The 16333-nt window shown below is 52.8% G+C and carries 14 protein-coding genes; 7 read left to right on the forward strand and 7 right to left on the reverse strand.

The features are described from left to right. Positions 1-11: 11 nt before the first annotated feature. Positions 12-1085: a DUF1570 domain-containing protein gene (locus tag PLIM_RS08580; protein ID WP_013109915.1), complete on the reverse strand. Its 1074-nt coding sequence runs from the start codon at positions 1083-1085 to the stop codon at positions 12-14. A 339-nt stretch (positions 1086-1424) separates the two neighbouring features. Between PLIM_RS08580 and PLIM_RS08585 the strand changes: the two genes are divergently transcribed. Continuing rightward, positions 1425-2780 carry a hypothetical protein gene (locus PLIM_RS08585; RefSeq protein WP_013109916.1) on the forward strand — a complete coding sequence of 452 codons (1356 nt, stop codon included), beginning with the start codon at positions 1425-1427 and terminating at the stop codon, positions 2778-2780. 178 nt (positions 2781-2958) lie between these two features. Further along, the gene (locus PLIM_RS08595; protein WP_013109917.1) at positions 2959-4614 is read left to right on the forward strand and encodes a glycine--tRNA ligase; all 1656 of its coding nucleotides are present in this window, start codon (positions 2959-2961) and stop codon (positions 4612-4614) included. Between the two features lie 136 nt (positions 4615-4750). On the opposite strand, the gene miaB is transcribed toward PLIM_RS08595, so the two are convergent. The 3 genes from miaB to PLIM_RS08610 form a co-directional block, all read right to left on the reverse strand. After that, the gene (miaB, locus tag PLIM_RS08600) at positions 4751-6391 is read right to left on the reverse strand and encodes a tRNA (N6-isopentenyl adenosine(37)-C2)-methylthiotransferase MiaB (protein WP_081440233.1); all 1641 of its coding nucleotides are present in this window, start codon (positions 6389-6391) and stop codon (positions 4751-4753) included. 61 nt (positions 6392-6452) lie between these two features. Then, a complete protein-coding gene (locus PLIM_RS08605) occupies positions 6453-6662 on the reverse strand; it encodes a hypothetical protein (protein ID WP_013109919.1) in 210 nt (69 codons plus the stop codon). Between the two features lie 160 nt (positions 6663-6822). Next, positions 6823-7836 (reverse strand): YheT family hydrolase, encoded by a 1014-nt coding sequence (locus tag PLIM_RS08610; RefSeq protein WP_013109920.1) that lies wholly within the window; start codon positions 7834-7836, stop codon positions 6823-6825. A 238-nt stretch (positions 7837-8074) separates the two neighbouring features. Here PLIM_RS08610 and ychF point away from each other — a divergent pair, with 238 nt between their 5' ends. Next, positions 8075-9166 (forward strand): redox-regulated ATPase YchF, encoded by a 1092-nt coding sequence (gene ychF, locus PLIM_RS08615; protein WP_013109922.1) that lies wholly within the window; start codon positions 8075-8077, stop codon positions 9164-9166. Between the two features lie 119 nt (positions 9167-9285). Here ychF and PLIM_RS08620 read toward each other — a convergent pair whose 3' ends face one another. Both PLIM_RS08620 and PLIM_RS08625 read right to left on the reverse strand, forming a co-directional pair. After that, entirely contained in the window at positions 9286-9663 is a 378-nt protein-coding gene (locus PLIM_RS08620) for a hypothetical protein (RefSeq protein WP_013109923.1), read from the reverse strand. Position 9664: 1 nt separating this feature from the next. Then, positions 9665-9946, reverse strand: coding sequence for a hypothetical protein (locus PLIM_RS08625; protein WP_013109924.1), 282 nt, complete (start codon positions 9944-9946; stop codon positions 9665-9667). Positions 9947-10087: 141 nt separating this feature from the next. Here PLIM_RS08625 and PLIM_RS25010 point away from each other — a divergent pair, with 141 nt between their 5' ends. After that, positions 10088-10180: an SEC-C metal-binding domain-containing protein gene (locus tag PLIM_RS25010; RefSeq protein WP_081440235.1), complete on the forward strand. Its 93-nt coding sequence runs from the start codon at positions 10088-10090 to the stop codon at positions 10178-10180. Positions 10181-10261: 81 nt separating this feature from the next. Here the strand turns inward: PLIM_RS25010 and katG are convergent, their stop codons facing one another. Continuing rightward, entirely contained in the window at positions 10262-12643 is a 2382-nt protein-coding gene (gene katG, locus PLIM_RS08630) for a catalase/peroxidase HPI (RefSeq protein WP_013109925.1), read from the reverse strand. Between the two features lie 253 nt (positions 12644-12896). Here katG and PLIM_RS08635 point away from each other — a divergent pair, with 253 nt between their 5' ends. The 3 genes from PLIM_RS08635 (at position 12897) to PLIM_RS24535 (ending at position 16227) form a co-directional block, all read left to right on the forward strand. After that, entirely contained in the window at positions 12897-13763 is an 867-nt protein-coding gene (locus PLIM_RS08635) for a LysR family transcriptional regulator (protein ID WP_013109926.1), read from the forward strand. A 202-nt stretch (positions 13764-13965) separates the two neighbouring features. Further along, a complete protein-coding gene (locus tag PLIM_RS08640) occupies positions 13966-14532 on the forward strand; it encodes a hypothetical protein (protein ID WP_013109927.1) in 567 nt (188 codons plus the stop codon). Between the two features lie 198 nt (positions 14533-14730). Continuing rightward, positions 14731-16227, forward strand: coding sequence for a ThuA domain-containing protein (locus tag PLIM_RS24535; protein ID WP_230849428.1), 1497 nt, complete (start codon positions 14731-14733; stop codon positions 16225-16227). Positions 16228-16333 lie beyond the last annotated feature (106 nt).

Raw genomic sequence — 16333 nt, forward strand, 5'->3', positions numbered from 1 at the left:
GCTCAACGCCCTCATCGACTGCGAGGAGAAAGTTCCTCAAAGAACCTTTTGATCTCGATTTCCAGGCTTTCAGGTTCTTTGCCTAGACTTTCAATGAAATGGCGTAGCCGCCGGGAAGTAATCGATTCGTCTGCCTTTCGCTCCATTTCATGAGAGGTCGTGAGCAGTCGAACATATTGGCTGGGCCTGGTTTCCAGCAGAAAGAATGTCACAGCCCAGGCTTGGGCATACGCATCCAGAGCACGAGTTTCAAAGAGATCGTCACTTTCGATCAAAGCTCGCAACCAGCCCCGAGGCATCTTCTGTTGCATGGCACGAAAGTGCAGAAACCTTTCCCGGTTGATGCGATCCCACGCACTCGCTTGCCGATCCCGCTTTCGTAGGGCGTCATTCTCGAACGCCATAGCTAAGCCTTCAATCATCCAGACGGGCCCCGGCTCAATTCTCGAATGCAGACCATAATTGAAACCCAGTTGGTGAACCGCTTCGTGAATAAGTGTGGCATGACGTTCACGCAACGATTGATGCTTTTCACCTGGCGAGAGCAAAATTCGATTACTCTCGACCAGATAAACCCCTGCCAGATTTTCCCGTGCTCTTTTGGGACGAATCTTCACCAGCTGATCAAACTCAGCCTGTCGGGACGGCATGACAACGACGAGCGGAAACTCCAGTGGCGCAGGAGTATGGCCATACACACTCAACCAGCCCACAAAATCGCGGCGAACTTCATCGAACAACTCTTTCAGTTCGTTTTCTACACTCGCAGGTGCCGCCACGATCAACCCATCTGTCGCTGCCACACGCAGAGCTGGCCATTCCCGCACGAGCTGACTCTTCATCTCGACCGTTGTCATGGGCGAAAATTCGCCCGGCAACACCTGATAACGACTCACTTTGGCGAGATCGATCAACCGTTGAGATCCATCAGCCAACTGAAACCAGCATTGAACCGAATCCCTGGCCACCACGCGCCCGCGCAACATTTCTCCTTCGTACGAAATTTCCAAGCAGCGATCATCTGCCGGTAAACTGGCAGAGAAAGATAACCACACACAGCAGGCCCACAAAGTCGCGCGAAACATAAAAACCACTCGTGGAGCAAGGTACCTGGGGGAGACACACTCTGGCCTGATTCTCGTGACCATTCTTCAGCCAGATCTTGCGAATCTTCTCCTGATCGTCGCCTCCTTTGCGTATGATCGAAGAGAATATCGCAGAGGGCAGGGAAGTAGTGGCCGAAGATTGCCATGGTCAGCAAACCTGGAACCCCCAGTAAACAATCTAGTTTTTATTCGAGCACAAGCCGCACGATTTCACAGTTCGTTAGAGGAACGCCCCAAAATCATTCATCATGTTGCTGTTGAAAAAATTCAACTCGACGGATCAAGGAAGGTTTTGGCCACCTCTTCGAGGAAAGAGACATGCCAGACACTACGTTTTTTCGATATTTATCGACTCTATCGATTGTGACGCTGGCACTGTGTTCATGGGAACAGCTTTCATGGGAACAGATTGATGCAGGCGAGATTCGTCCCGTCGAACCCCTCCCGATGAGTGATCCTCAGCTTCCTGCTCTTGTTGCACAAAAGATTCGACAGCTCTCATCCCGGCAACTCGAAATTCGCCAGACTGCCGAAAAAGGTCTGGTTGAATTGGGGCCGGAGGCTTTGCCATTTCTTCCATCTCCTGAAGTTCTGGGAGATGCTTCCAGCCGTGATGCATTACGTCGTGTGCGCCAGCAGTTAGAGATGTTACGTGCCCGTGAGGCCGCACAACCTTCGCGTATCACTCTTTCGGGAACGTTCACCGCCAATCGTCTCGAAGCCGAGTTTTTGCAACAAACGTCCAATCCAGTCCGTTTATTGAAGAATTCACCCGAAACGACATACACCGTCAACTGGCAGGGTCTGACATTCTGGGAAGCGATCGCGAACCTGCTGGAGGTTTCCGACCTGGCCATCGATCCCGATTCCATGGGCTCGACGTTAACTCTCATCTCCTCGACGAAATCAGCGGCAGAGAGATCTATCATTCCCTCCGGGCCCTTTGCCTGGAGTGTCGAGTCGATCGAACAGAAGCAACTCAGTGGCACGCCGGGTTCCATCGCCAGACTTCACATTCGAGTCCGAACGGAACCTCGACTTGATCCACTCTTTGTGTTTGTGAACAGTCAGGACTGGAACGTGAATGCTCTGGTTAAGACCGCCGGTGAAAATGTTCCTGCTCTTGAGAAGTTGAATTTGTGGAACCCTTCCGCTCGATACGAACTGGTGGCGGGTTCAGTTCAGCAGGGCACGACGTTCACCATCGATGCCATCCTGCCGGAAGGCAAAATCCCCAGCGAATATCAGATTTCCGGCAAGGCATTGATTCACACCGGCCTCGTGAAGCAAGAGTTTGATTTTGCGGCGAATCGACTCAAACCTGGCCAATCGATTCGTCGTGGCGGAGTGACCATCACGATTCGAGCTGTCTCAGCACCCGAAACAAAACCTGCGACAATCGAACTTTCAACCGCATACGACGTGAGCGGCCCGGCCTTCGAATCGCACCGTGCCTGGGTGTTCCACCGTCAGGCATGGATCAAACGCGGCAAAACTGGCACCCTCGAGCCATTTGTGGAATTGAATGTCACCCAGGCCGCTGCGGGGATCACCATGGCCGAGTTCACTTTTGCCAATCCTCTCACCGAAAGTGATACGTTCGTTTACTCGGCTCCGCTTTTGCTTTCCGATCTTGAAGCCACGCTCAAAACAACCATCCCAGTGGCCAGGTAGTTCCGAATGCTACAAAACGCTCTGGCTCAGCGAACAATCGGCAAGTTGCCTTGACCGGAACGCCGGGTTGCTCAAAACTTCCCATGATTCTTCAGCCTTGGCTGGCACTTGCGCCCGAACTCGGCGACGATTTGTCACATCAGTCTCTTTGTTTCCTTTGCATGATAGAACAGCTTCAATGACCCAGTACAGCATGGATAAGATTGTCGCCCTCGCCAAGCGGCGTGGCCTGATGTTCCAGTCTTCCGAAATCTACGGTGGACTCAACGGTTTTTGGGATTACGGACCGCTGGGTGTCGAACTGAAGCGGAATGTTCGCCAGGCCTGGTGGGATGACATGATCACCCGGCACGACGAACTCTCAATTCCTGCAGGCGCTCCTTCGACCTTCGACATGGTGGGTGTCGAAACATCAATCATCATGCACCCGCAGGTCTGGAAAGTTTCGGGACACTTCGACCTCTTCTGCGACAAAATGGTCGATTGCAAAGAATCGCGCAAACGATATCGGCTCGATCATGTGAAGGGCCGCTGGATCGAAAGCGTTAAACGTGTGCAGGGCGAAATCCCGGAAGGCGCCGCTCCCGAGCGAGTCTTCATCACGACGATGGCCGAAATCGATGAGCGAAATGACGATATCGAAAAGAAAGCACTGCAGTACTTCGGGCTGCGCAGTAAAGATGCCGGCAAACTGAAGTTCGTCTCAGAAATTGAATCGTTGCCACCGGTCGAGCAGTTCATTGATGTCATGGCTCCCGATGCCCGCAACAAGGCGACATTAACCACGCCGCGCGACTTCAACCTGATGTTCAAGACCACACTGGGGGCCTTGGGCACTGAAGACGATGCCGCCTTCCTTCGTCCCGAAACCGCTCAAGGGATGTTCGTCAACTTCAAGAACGTCTGCGATTCGAGCCGGGTCAAAATTCCGTTTGGTATTGCCCAGATTGGCAAAAGCTTCCGTAACGAGATCACTCCTCGCAACTTCACTTTCCGCTCGCGAGAGTTCGAGCAGATGGAAATGGAATTCTTCTGTCATCCGAAAGATTCTCTCGCCTGGTACACCTACTGGCGCGACCGCCGCTATAAGTGGTACACCGATCTGGGGATTTCAAGCGACAACCTCATTCTTCGCGAGCATACTCACGAAGAACTGGCACACTATTCTGTCGGAACAGCCGATGTGGAGTACGCCTTTCCATTTTTGCCGGCCGGTGAATATGGCGAGTTGGAAGGGGTTGCCCATCGTGGCGATTTCGACCTGCGCTCGCACTCTCAGGGCAAGCTCCGCAAAGAAGGGAACGAACTGGTTGTCGAAGCGGGAACTGACGGGAAGCCCAAATACTTGGGAAGTGGCAAGGATCTTTCGTACTTCGATGACCAGTCGCGCGAGCGGTTCCTCCCCCATGTTATTGAACCAGCGGCTGGCTGTGACCGTGCCACACTGGCATTTCTTTGTGAAGCCTATCACGAGGACAAGCAGCCGGATGAAAAGGGCGAGATGCAAGAGCGTGTCGTGCTGAAACTGCACCCACGGCTCGCCCCCGTCAAGGTCGCGATTTTCCCGCTGATCAAGAAAGACGGCATGCCCGAAAAGGCAGCCGAGATTTACCGCGAATTCAAGCGGGCCGGGATTACTGCGGCTTACGACCAGCAGGCCGCCATTGGCCGACGTTATCGCCGCATGGACGAAATCGGCACGCCCTACTGCATCACAGTCGATGGCGACACGATGTCCGCCGACACCGTCACCATCCGCAACCGCGACACCTTGGAACAGATCCGCCTGCCCGTAAAAGAAGTGGTCGATCACATCGCCAAGCTCGTCAGATAGCTTGACTCGATGAATTCCCGGCGTTTGGCGAGAACGCCGGGAATCTGCCTTTCCTGCCCCCTCGCCCAGTCTGCTGGGAGAGGGCCGGGGTGAGGGCGAGTTCACCGCTATTCGGCATCCAATCTCGACCGTGTCATCAAACCAGAATCGGCAGCAGGGAATGGCCGCCGTGCTGTACTTCGCGCGTCAATATCGAACCCACCAGTGTGGTTGGTGTGACATCGTGAACCACCACCTGTGCCAGACTCCCCGCCAGCCTCGGATTGCCGTCGAAGACCACGATGCGGTCACAGCGTGTGCGGCCAGTGAGTTGCTCTTTGAGCGAACTATCGGCCTTCTTGATGGCATTCTTGCTCGGCCCTTCAACGAGGACTTCCACTTCCCGCCCGATGAATGCCGCGTTGTCCTCTTCACTGATCTCGTTTTGAAGTTCCAGCAGTTCCTGATTTCGACGCTTTTTCACCTCATCGGGAATGTCGTCCTGGAAGAGTGACTGGGCTTTCGTTCCCGGTCGTTCGCTGTACTTGAAAATGAAGCTGTTCTTGAAGCGGTATTCGCGAATCGCCTCGAGGCTCTTTTGATGGCTTTCTTCGGTCTCACCACAAAAGCCGACAATAAAGTCACTTGAGACTGCCGAGTACGGGAGATATTCCTTGATCCTCTGATGCATCTCGCGATAGTGAGCCGTGGTGTAGCCTCGTTTCATGCGTGTGAGAACGTCGTCACAGCCATGCTGCAGTGGAACATGGATGTAATGACTGCATTTGGGCAGGTCTCGCAAGGCAATCAGCAGATCATCGGTCATGTCTCGCGGATAGCTGGTGACAAACTTAAACCGCAGCATACCGGGGGTTTCATGCATGGCCGCCAGCAGATCAGAAAGTCGCCACGTTTTGCCATTTTCCACGCACTTGTAGCTGTTGACCGTCTGGCCCAGAAGTGTCACCTCTTTGACACCTTGCCCCGCCAGATGTGCCACTTCGGCGAGAATTTCTGATGGCAAACGGCTCTGCTCCGGCCCGCGCGTCATCGGCACCACACAATAAGTGCAGAATTTGTCGCAACCAAACATGATCCGCACGAAGGCCTGATAGGGCGAAGGCCGCATCTCAGGTTCTCGCAAAGGATCGTAGCTTTGAAAGCTGGCACTCACTTCCCGGCGTGTCCCCGCCTTACGATCAAGACTCACAGCTAATGCCCGCTCGCGATCTTTCCGAGCATTCTTAATGAGTCCGGGGATCTCGGCCATCTGGCCAGTTCCCACGACGATGTCCACATGCGGAGCCCGATCAAAAATCAGCGATTGATCCTTCTGAGCCATACAGCCCATCACACCAATGACCTGCTGAGGTCGCTGCTTGCGGGCATGCTTCAGGCGACCCAGAGCGCTATAGATTTTATGCTCAGCATGCTCACGGACACTGCAGGTATTGAAGAGAATCGTGTCTGCATCGTCGGGTTGGCTGGTGAGTTCGTACCCCTCACGCCGCAGAGCAGCCACGACCAGCTCACTGTCGAGCATATTCATCTGGCAGCCGACCGTTTCAATATAGAGCTTGCCGTTATGGTCTCGCTCACCTGGCGCGCCTTGCTCATGGGCACTGAGTGCAGTGCTTGTTTCAGTTTTGGGAGCATCGCTCACCGAATCTCCACTGGCTGCAGCGGCTGAATCATTCGAATTCAAAGTCGCGACGTTAAGCGAACCTGCAGAAGAACTTTCGCAGCCATCGCTCGATGATACTTGTGCAGGCAATGTGATAATGGGAAGCGTCAACATACAAACCACCGCAACTCTGTAAACAGATTTCAAAACAAGACTGCAATACTTCCGCAAGCACTCAGGCGGCTTTCCTGACTTGTCCCGCCAGTATGGATTCCGCATCCTTGGATTCTGCAGCCGCCGCAGCAGCTTTTTCCCGCTCAGCCTGCTCTTTTTCGAACCGCAATTTCGCAAAGGTATTCTGCCGATGCTGTTCGACCATCCCCATCCAGAAGCGAAGTGCCAGCAAAGCACAACCGATCCATAAGGCCGCTATCAGATATCCCATTACGAACCTCCTGTTCGTCGGTCGCCACGCTTTGCTGAATTAATACTTTTCGCCTGCCTGAGTCGCCGGAAAGCACCTCGATCGCACCTTTTGCTGCGTCAAGTTTAACAGAGAACGCTTTTTCAGGGAATCGTGGCCGTAACTGTTTAATGGACAAGGGTTAAAGTCGATTTACCGGCCCGCCAGCCACCCCGAGTGCCCAATGTGCCACAAACTCATCGAGCCAGAAGCCACTTTTCCCACCCTGACGAGTTTCGAAGTAACCGACATGACCTCCCGATCGGGCGACAACGACCCGGGTGGAAGGCGACCAGCGAGCCTGTGCGTCACTGAAAATCGACACAGGAATTAAGGGATCATCCTGCGACGTCAGGACGGTGGTGGCTATTTCAATCTGATCGAGTGTCGATCGGGCACTGGAAAGTCTGTAATACTCCTCGGCACTTACAAATCCACTGCGGGGAGCCGTATAGAACTCGTCAAACTCCAGGAGAGTTTTGGGGCGTCGAAGTTCTTTTGGCCAGCGGGTGGCATCTTTACGCCTGGCAAGTTCTCCATAGAGACGCCTGACAAAGAACTGGTCGTAGATCCGGTTCAAACCCACGGAAAGCTGCTTGACGCACTGAGAGAGATCAATCGGTGGATTGATGGCCAGAGCCGCCACGACTTCTGCCGGTAACTCGCGAGCGGCTACACCCAATGTTTTCAGCAAAATATTTCCGCTCAACGAGATTCCACAAAGGGCCAGCTGGCGACGTTTTCCCGAAGCCTCAATCGCCCACGGGGATTGCTTCCACCAGTCGATAACAGCCAGCAGATCAGACGTGCGACCTGCATGGTAGGGCCTTTGGGCCAGAATCTCCTGTTCACCGCAGCCGCGATGATTCATCCGTACCACAGAAATGCCTGCCTGAAGCAACTGGCTGGTCAATCGACGGATCAGCCCACTTCGATGGTCTCCACACAGGCCGGGCATCAGGAGGACAGTCAAAGGGATCTCGGAAGGATTAACAGGAGAATTTTCTGCGGGAAAATTCGCATAAACAGTCAGTCGATCGCCATCGTCCAGCTGAACCACTTCACGCAAAGAATCTCCCGGCTCCTCGGAAACGGGCCACAATCCGCAAGCGATTGTTTGCAGGTGCCCGCTTCTCAACCACCACCGGGGAGACATCGGCTGCCTGTAAATGTTCGTACCACTCCCAAGGCCTGCCATGTCACAGATGACAGACGGCTTATCTGTGGGGTCCGCGGTGACTTTTTCCAAGGAATCCAAAAAACTCTCCGACGTGCAAAACCGCTTTGGGCGTGATATCACTCCTTGAGAGAGTCAGTTCTCTGATTGACCTGTGGTCTGCCGTGGGGCACGGCCGTTCAAGAGACTTCATGCAGTGTAGATTGGTTTCGCAATTATGGAAGCGGGAATTGTCGGGCTCCCCAATGTCGGCAAGAGCACACTCTTCAATGCACTCACATGCTCCAAGGCGGCACAAAGTGCTAACTACCCCTTTTGCACCATCGAGCCGAACGAAGGCATTGTGAGCGTCCCCGATTCCAGGCTGGAAAGGATCACCAAATTCATTCCACCACAGAAGGTGATCCCCGCAGCCCTCAAGCTGGTTGATATTGCCGGAATTGTGAAGGGAGCCAGTGAAGGGCAGGGGCTGGGCAACAAGTTCTTGAGTCACATTCGCGAAGTCGATGCCATTTTACAGGTCGTTCGCTGCTTCGAAGATCCGGATGTCGTGCACGTCGCGGGCGATGTCAACCCTTTGGTCGATATCGAAACGATCGAAATGGAATTGATGCTCGCCGATATGCAGACGCTCGATAACTCGCTGCCCAAAGCCGAACGGGCAGCCCGCACGGGTGATAAAGAGGCTAAGCTGCGCGTCGATGTCATCAAGAAGTGCACGGCTCACCTGGCCACTGATCAGCCACTGCGAAAGCTCGAAGCCGACGAGAACGAGACCAAAATCATCCGCTCATTCGGTTTAATGACAGCCAAACCCGTACTGTATGTAGCCAACGTCGATGAAAATGATCTTCTGGGCGAAGGGCCACTGGTCAAGCAGCTTCAGGATTTTGCGACCAAAGTTGGGGCAGAAGTCGTCCCTGTGTGTGCGAAGCTCGAAGCGGAACTCGCTGAACTCGATCCAGCCGATCGAGCCGAAATGCTCGAATCGGTCGGTCTGAAAGAACCGGCTCTCGCTCTTCTAGCCCGGGCCACTTATCGCACTTTGGGCCAGCAGAGCTACTTTACTGCTGGTGAAAAGGAAGTGCGGGCCTGGACAATCCCCGTCGGCGCCACAGCACCGCAAGCGGCAGGCGTGATCCACACCGACTTTGAAAAAGGCTTTATCCGGGCAGAAATCTACACCCTGGCCGATCTTGAGCAGTACAAGACCGAAAAAGACATTCGCGCCGCAGGCAAACTGAGAGTCGAAGGCAAGACCTACATCATGCAGGACGGCGACATCTGCCACTTCCTGGTGAATTCGTAATCCAATGATAAATATGTATCGAAGTCATTTTTAATTGCCATTTAGAAACGAATGTGCCCTTACGGTTTTGTAAGGGCATTTTTCATCACATCTATCAAAGCCGAACGACATTCGAATGATTACCGTTTGGACTCCGAAGACTTCAGTCGGCTGGAAGAATTAAAATAGTGATCCAGTGCCATAGCCACAAAGGATGGCCAGATGAAAAATGCCAGTATCCATAATGTCGGGTCATTCCAGGTCATACCCTGAACCTGCAGATCTGCATCAGCATTACCTGCCAGATCGGCCGCATCTTCAGTCTCTTCGATGAGTTCAATTTTATCTTGAATCGCCTGCCGACCAGTAAAAAAACCTCGCCCCAGCGGACGAACAAGAATTCCTCCACCGATCTGAGAGATAATCCAGCCCCCAATACAGAGCACACACAGGGCACCCCATAGGCACACAAGCCCAATTAGAACAAAGGCACAGATGAACCCCAGGAAATCAGACACCTTAGAGTTCCCCAACTTGCCAGACTTCGGTTCCAATCGGCAAATCAGTTTTTGTCAAATTCTCTTCAGCAAGAAAGCAAAATGAACGGCCAGAGTCAAAAGGACTAATCATTTCAATCCCCCGAATGAAGGAGTGATACAAATCCCCATTCAATTTTCGATAGTTGATTTTCTGACCGACCAAAAGTTTCGGAACATCTCGAATCGCGGTATCAGTCACAACGATCAAACCTCTTCCCGGAATTTCAAATAGTTCTACAATAGAGAACAGCTTTGCAGACATCACATAATCCAAGAAATCGGGCGACAGCCATTTCGTTTGAAGTACCACAAGACAAGATTATTTTTTCCTATTCTAATTTTGACAAAATTAAATGTTAACTCGCGTGAATCAAGAAAATCCAGAAGATGGGTTTTCAAAAGTATGCGATTAATAAGTGGAGCCCATACGGGGCGCAATGATCCCTGCCCATGCGGCAGTGGCAACAAGTTCACACAATGCTGTGGAAAATCATAGTTTTCTCCATTTGCAATCCAGAGCCAATAAAAAAGGCCACTCGGGTGTGAACCCGAGTGGCCTGCATCAACCTGACACAAACTATCTTTGTCCCAGTGCCGCCTGAACGTTGGCCTTTTTGAGCTTGGGATCCAGATCAAAGCGATCAAGATTCATGACTTTTGTCCATGCAGCGACGAAGTCATTCAAGAACTTCTGCTTGCCGTCGCCACTGGCATAGACTTCCGAAATCGCTCTCAACTGCGAATTCGAGCCAAAGACCAGATCGACCGATGAAGCCGTCCATTTGACCTGTCCCGTCTTGCGGTCGCGTCCTTCAAAGAAGTGCTCACACATGGGCGAGGTCTGCCAGGTGGTGTTCATATCCAGCAGATTCACAAAGAAATCGTTGGTGAGAGTTCCGGGATTCTTTGTAAACACCCCCATCCCCGGGAAGCCCACGTTCGTATCAAGCACTCGCATGCCACCGACCAGCACTGTCATTTCGGGTGCAGTGAGTGTCAACAGTTGAGCCCGATCAACCAGCAGTTCTTCACCCCGGCGGTCAAGGTCATGCCCGAAGAAGTTCCGGAAGCCATCAGCCTTGGGTTCGAGGACTGCAAAGGATTCCGCATCCGTCATTTCAGCCGTGGCGTCAGTGCGTCCGGGCGCGAAAGGAACTTTCACTGGATTTCCAGCCTTCTTGGCCGCTTCTTCAATACCGGCACAACCACCCAGCACAATCAGATCTGCCAGCGAGACTTTCTTATTGGTCTTTTGAGCGGAGTTGAAGTCTTTCTGGATCTGCTCGTAGACCTTCAAGACTTTGGCCAGTTCGGCTGGCTGATTGACCTTCCAGTCTTTCTGGGGAGCCAGGCGAATACGGGACCCATTGGCTCCACCACGCTTGTCACTGCCTCGGAAAGTCGACGCCGAAGCCCAGGCGGTTCGCACCATTTGAGGAATGGTCAGTTCGGAAGCGAGAATTGTCCCTTTGAGCGAATCAATATCCTGAGCATTGATCAGCTCGTGATTGACCGCAGGGACTGGATCCTGCCAGATCTGCGGTGCAGCCACTTCAGGCCCCAGCAGGCGGCTGACTGGCCCCATATCGCGGTGAGTCAGCTTATACCAAGCCTTGGCAAATGCCTGCTTGAACTCGGCAGGATTCTCATGAAACTTCTTCGAGACCTTCGCATACGCAGGATCGGTCTTCAGAGCGATGTCCGTCGTGAACATCATCGGAGCGTGAGACTTTTTGGGGTCATGAGCATCGGGGACAGTCCCTTGTGCTGCCTTTTCTTTGGGTGTCCATTGCCAGGCACCCGCAGGGCTCTTGGTCAATTCCCATTCGTAGCCAAACAGGTTATCGAAGTAACCGTTCGACCATTTTGTAGGCGTCGTCGTCCAGGCACCTTCCAGACCACTGGTGATGGTGTCTTTTCCATTTCCTTTACCGAAGGTGTTCTTCCAGCCCAGGCCTTGTTCCTGGATGGGGGCACCTTCCGGTGCAGGGCCCACGTTTCCTTCCGGCGTGGCTGCGCCGTGAGCTTTGCCGAATGTATGGCCGCCAGCAATCAGAGCGACGGTCTCTTCATCATTCATGGCCATCCGGGCAAATGTTTCACGAATGTCGCGAGCCGCCGCCAATGGATCAGGCTTGCCATCGGGACCTTCAGGATTTACATAAATCAGCCCCATCTGCACGGCTGCCAATGGCTTTTCGAGAACACGATCACCCGTATACCGGCTGTCACCCAGCCACTTGGATTCGGGACCCCAGTAGATATCTTCCTGGGGTTCCCAGACATCTTCGCGACCACCGGCAAACCCGAGTGTTTCACCACCCATTGATTCAATGGCTACATTCCCAGTGAGGATCATCAGGTCAGCCCACGAGATCTTGTTGCCATACTTCTGCTTGATGGGCCAGAGCAGGCGGCGGGCTTTATCCAGGTTGGCATTATCAGGCCAACTGTTCAGCGGAGCAAATCGCTGTGTGCCGTAACCTGCACCACCACGACCATCCGTAATTCGATAAGTGCCGGCACTGTGCCAGGCCATACGAATCATCAGTGGCCCATAATTACCAAAGTCGGCCGGCCACCAATCCTGCGATGTCGAGAGAAGTTCTTTGATGTCCTTCTTCACAGCCACCAGATCAAGTTTGCTGAATTCTTCTGCATAGCTGAAGTTTGGCCCCATAGGGTTACTCTTCGCCGAGTTCTGATGCAGAATCGACAGATTCAATTGCTCGGGCCACCAGTCGCGATTTGACATGGCTCCAGCGGCAGTATTCCGGGCAGAAGCTGGATTCACATTCCCCATCACGGGGCATTGACCACCGGGTGCACCTGGTTTAGCAGCCGCCTTATCATCGGCACTTGTCACCAGCCCGCTGGTGGCCAGCAAACCACACGACGCCGCCAGTGCCGTGACTGCCATTGACCGTCGCATCGATCTCAACCACGAATGCTTCGTCATTGTCCATTCCTTTCAAGATTTTGCCTTGTCGCCATGGGCCTGAGCACATCAGCCCATCTATGGGAACAAGCACACAGCCAATCTTCTGTCGTTCTGAAAATTCCGTCGTGTGAAACCCGATTTCCAATCCAGATTTGTTGGGTTTTGTCCCATCAACATTTAAGATTATGACAACCCGAACTCAATACAGCCAATGCATTCCTGTGATATATTCCATGCATTTCATGCATGAATCCAAATGGTGAGAATTGTGATGGATCTGGATCAGTTAAGATATTTTCTGCAGGTGGCTCGTGAAGGAAGTTTCACCAGAGCGGCTGAAACACTCCATATTTCTCAACCAGCCCTCAGCCGCTCGATTCAAAAGCTGGAAGAAGAGTTTGGTCGCCCAGTCTTTGAGCGCAAAACTCGATCTGTCGAACTGACCGATGCGGGCCAGCTGCTGCAATCGCGGGCCCAGCAAGTCCTTTCCATATTGGACGACACCAAATCGGAGTTGATGGATGATGGAGAAAGTGGCCGAGTCCGCATTGGAGCCATACCCACCATTGCCCCTTATTTTCTACCAACTGTCCTCCGCCGTTTCTCCCAAAAATTTCCACGGGCTACGGTCTTTGTGCAGGAGAGCACGACCGATGTCCTGTTGAAAAGTTGCACGCAGGGAGAAATCGACCTCGCTGTCCTCGCACTTCCCGTCCCGGCCAAGTATCTCGAAGTTGAAGAACTTTTCGACGAAGAATTACTGCTGGTGCTGCCGACAGATCATCCACTGGTTGAGAAAGACAAGATCCGGGTCACAGACGTGGAGCCTTTCCCCTTTGTACTGCTCGACGAGGCTCATTGCCTCTCGGATAACATCGTCTCGTTTTGTCGACAACGATCTTTTCAGCCCGTGGCGGTCGAACGCATCAGCCAACTGGCCATGGTGCAGGAACTGGTCTCTCTTTCACACGGCATCTCCATGATCCCGGCTATGGCGCGGCAGCTCGATCAGAGTGACCGTCGTGTCTATCGTTCGTTTGCCGGTAAAAAACCGACCCGCACAGTCGCGGTCGCATGGAACCCTTATCGCTTCCAGAGTCGCTTGCTCGAAGCATTCCGTGAATGCCTGAGGCAGTGATGGTAATCGGAAACCTTATCAGGAAGTCGATGAAGGTCTGCTTGCATCGTCCAGACCTCACGAATTCCCTGCAAACTTAAAATGTCCGCAGACCTAACATTCGAGACATTCTGGGGCTTCATGGAATCAAAAAATGACCAAGATCAAATCACTTTGATCTGTTATCCTGCTCGCTAGGAAAACAATCTTATGGAACTCGATCATGACTCGGCTCAATGAACCCATCCCCACGGAAAGCATTGAGCCAACACAGCCATTCCAAGAACGCGACTTCCAGTTGAATTGCCAACTGAGTTCCAATATCGCCCAGAGCCTCGTCATGATACCTGCAGGCATGATTGGGGCTGGTCTTGGAATCATCCTCTTTCCCGAACATGCGATTTTGTCTTCTCTGCTCGGTCTCATGATTGGAGTTATCACGGGGCTCATCATGAGTGGCGCGGTGATCGCGTACATTTCCCATTCCGTAACCCCCGTCGATGCGAACCACGAGAGAAAATTCAACAAAGCTCGATATCGATACTTTTTCAGCATGCTTATCTTCTTTGCATTACTCATTGGACCTTACACGAAAGACTCTCTCAATGAGTTATCTAGCAGGGCTCAGGATCTGATCTTCACAATTTATGGCCTGCTGCTTCTTACCAGTACTGTTTGGTTCTTTGTTAATTGTGCAATCATTTCCATGTGGAAATGCCCTCGCTGCCATAAATCATTTCGTGGTTATCCTTGCCGCTACTGCCGGCTTGATCGTTACTGGATTCCCTAACCCTGCTGTAGACTATGGCTTACATGCCTGGGCAAAATGACAGTCATCTTGCCGCCGCGCGAAACACTGAAGCAATTACACTCTAACGACTCGAAGTGATAGCAAACTATGTATTCCTCTCTTTGTTACTGTAGACGATTGACGATCTTTATCGTTCTGCTCGCGATGGCCGTAAGTGCACAGGCCCAAGACAAAACGTTGTCACTTCAACTTCAAAGCCGCGCGGCAACTGTGAAAACCGCTGGAGAAGATCGATTCTCTGAGAAAAAGCTGTTTCAATTACATTACGAACAGGCTCATTGGGATCCTCAGAAAACAGCCTTGATCATTTGTGATATGTGGGATCAGCACACTTGCCCGAATGCGGCCAAGCGGGTGGCAGAATTGGCGCCGCGAGTGAACGAGGTGGTGCAAAAACTGAGATCACAAGGTGTCCTGATCATCCATGCTCCCAGCGACACTATGAAGTTTTACGAAGGGCATCCCGCCCGGCGACTGGCCCAGACAGCGCCTGTGGCGAAACCCGAGACTCCACTCAAGCGCTGGGCAGGGCTGGATTCATCGAAAGAACCACCACTTCCCATTGACGATTCTGATGGTGGCTGCGATTGCGAAACCAATTGGAAGAAGGGCATGCCCTATCCCTGGACACGGCAGATCGCTGCGATTGAGATCGCCGAAGGTGATGCCATTTCTGATTCAGCCGAGATTTACAATCTCCTGAAAGCCAGAGGCATTGAAAACGTGCTGATCACGGGCGTGCATACAAACATGTGCGTACTGGGCCGTCCGTTCGCTATCCGCCAGCTGGTCAATCAGAAGTTCCATGTCGCGCTGATTCGCGACTTGACCGACACCATGTACAACCCGGCTAAGGCACCCTTTGTGAGTCACTTCACAGGGACAGACCTCGTCGTCGAGCACATCGAAAAATACTGGTGCCCCACCATCACCAGCGATCAACTGATTGGCGGCAGGGAGTTTCGCTTCCAGGATGATCAGCGTCCGCATGTTGTCATACTGATTGGCGAACCTGAGTATCAGACAGCGACCACTTTACCAGCCTTTGCGATCAGCCATCTGGGAAAAGACTTTCGCGTCACAATTCTGCACATCGACGAGAAATCACAAAATCACTTTCCGGGAATTGATGCTGTTCTTGAAGCCGATGTACTTCTGCTGAGCGTGCGCAGACATCCATTGATTCCGGGCGACCTGCAGATCATTCGCAACTATCTCTCGGCGGGGAAGCCTGTGGTTGGCATTCGGACAGCCAGCCATGCCTTCTCGTTACGCAATAAACCTGCACCGGAGGGAACTGTCGACTGGCCCTTGCTCGACCCCGAAGTCTTCGGCGGCCACTACACCAATCACTATGGTGCCGAACTCAAGACGACTGCCACCATCGTCGCTGAGCAGGCCCACCACCCCATCCTGAAAGGGTTGCCGATGAACAGCTTTCGCACAGGTGGCAGCCTCTATCAGGTTCTACCGCTGGAAGAAAAAACCACGATTCTCGCCTGGGGCAGGGCCGAAACGATCGAACAGCCGCAACCTGTCGCCTGGCTTTTCCGTCGTGCCGATGGCGGCACCTCGTTCTACACGTCGCTCGGACATATTGATGACTTTCGCGGCAGTGAATTCCCTAAGCTGCTGACACAGGCCATTCAATCTCTCGTGCCGAAGAAATCCTGACCCGGTGATTCTGTATGAAGAGGCTCCCTGAGCGACCAGCGGCAGATTTCGCCGCAACTTAACCTGAGGCAGGTCAATTCTCGTCTTCTTTCCGGCGATGAACTTG

The sequence above is a fragment of the Planctopirus limnophila DSM 3776 genome (genome assembly GCF_000092105.1).
GTDB classification, from domain to species: Bacteria; Planctomycetota; Planctomycetia; order Planctomycetales; family Planctomycetaceae; genus Planctopirus; species Planctopirus limnophila.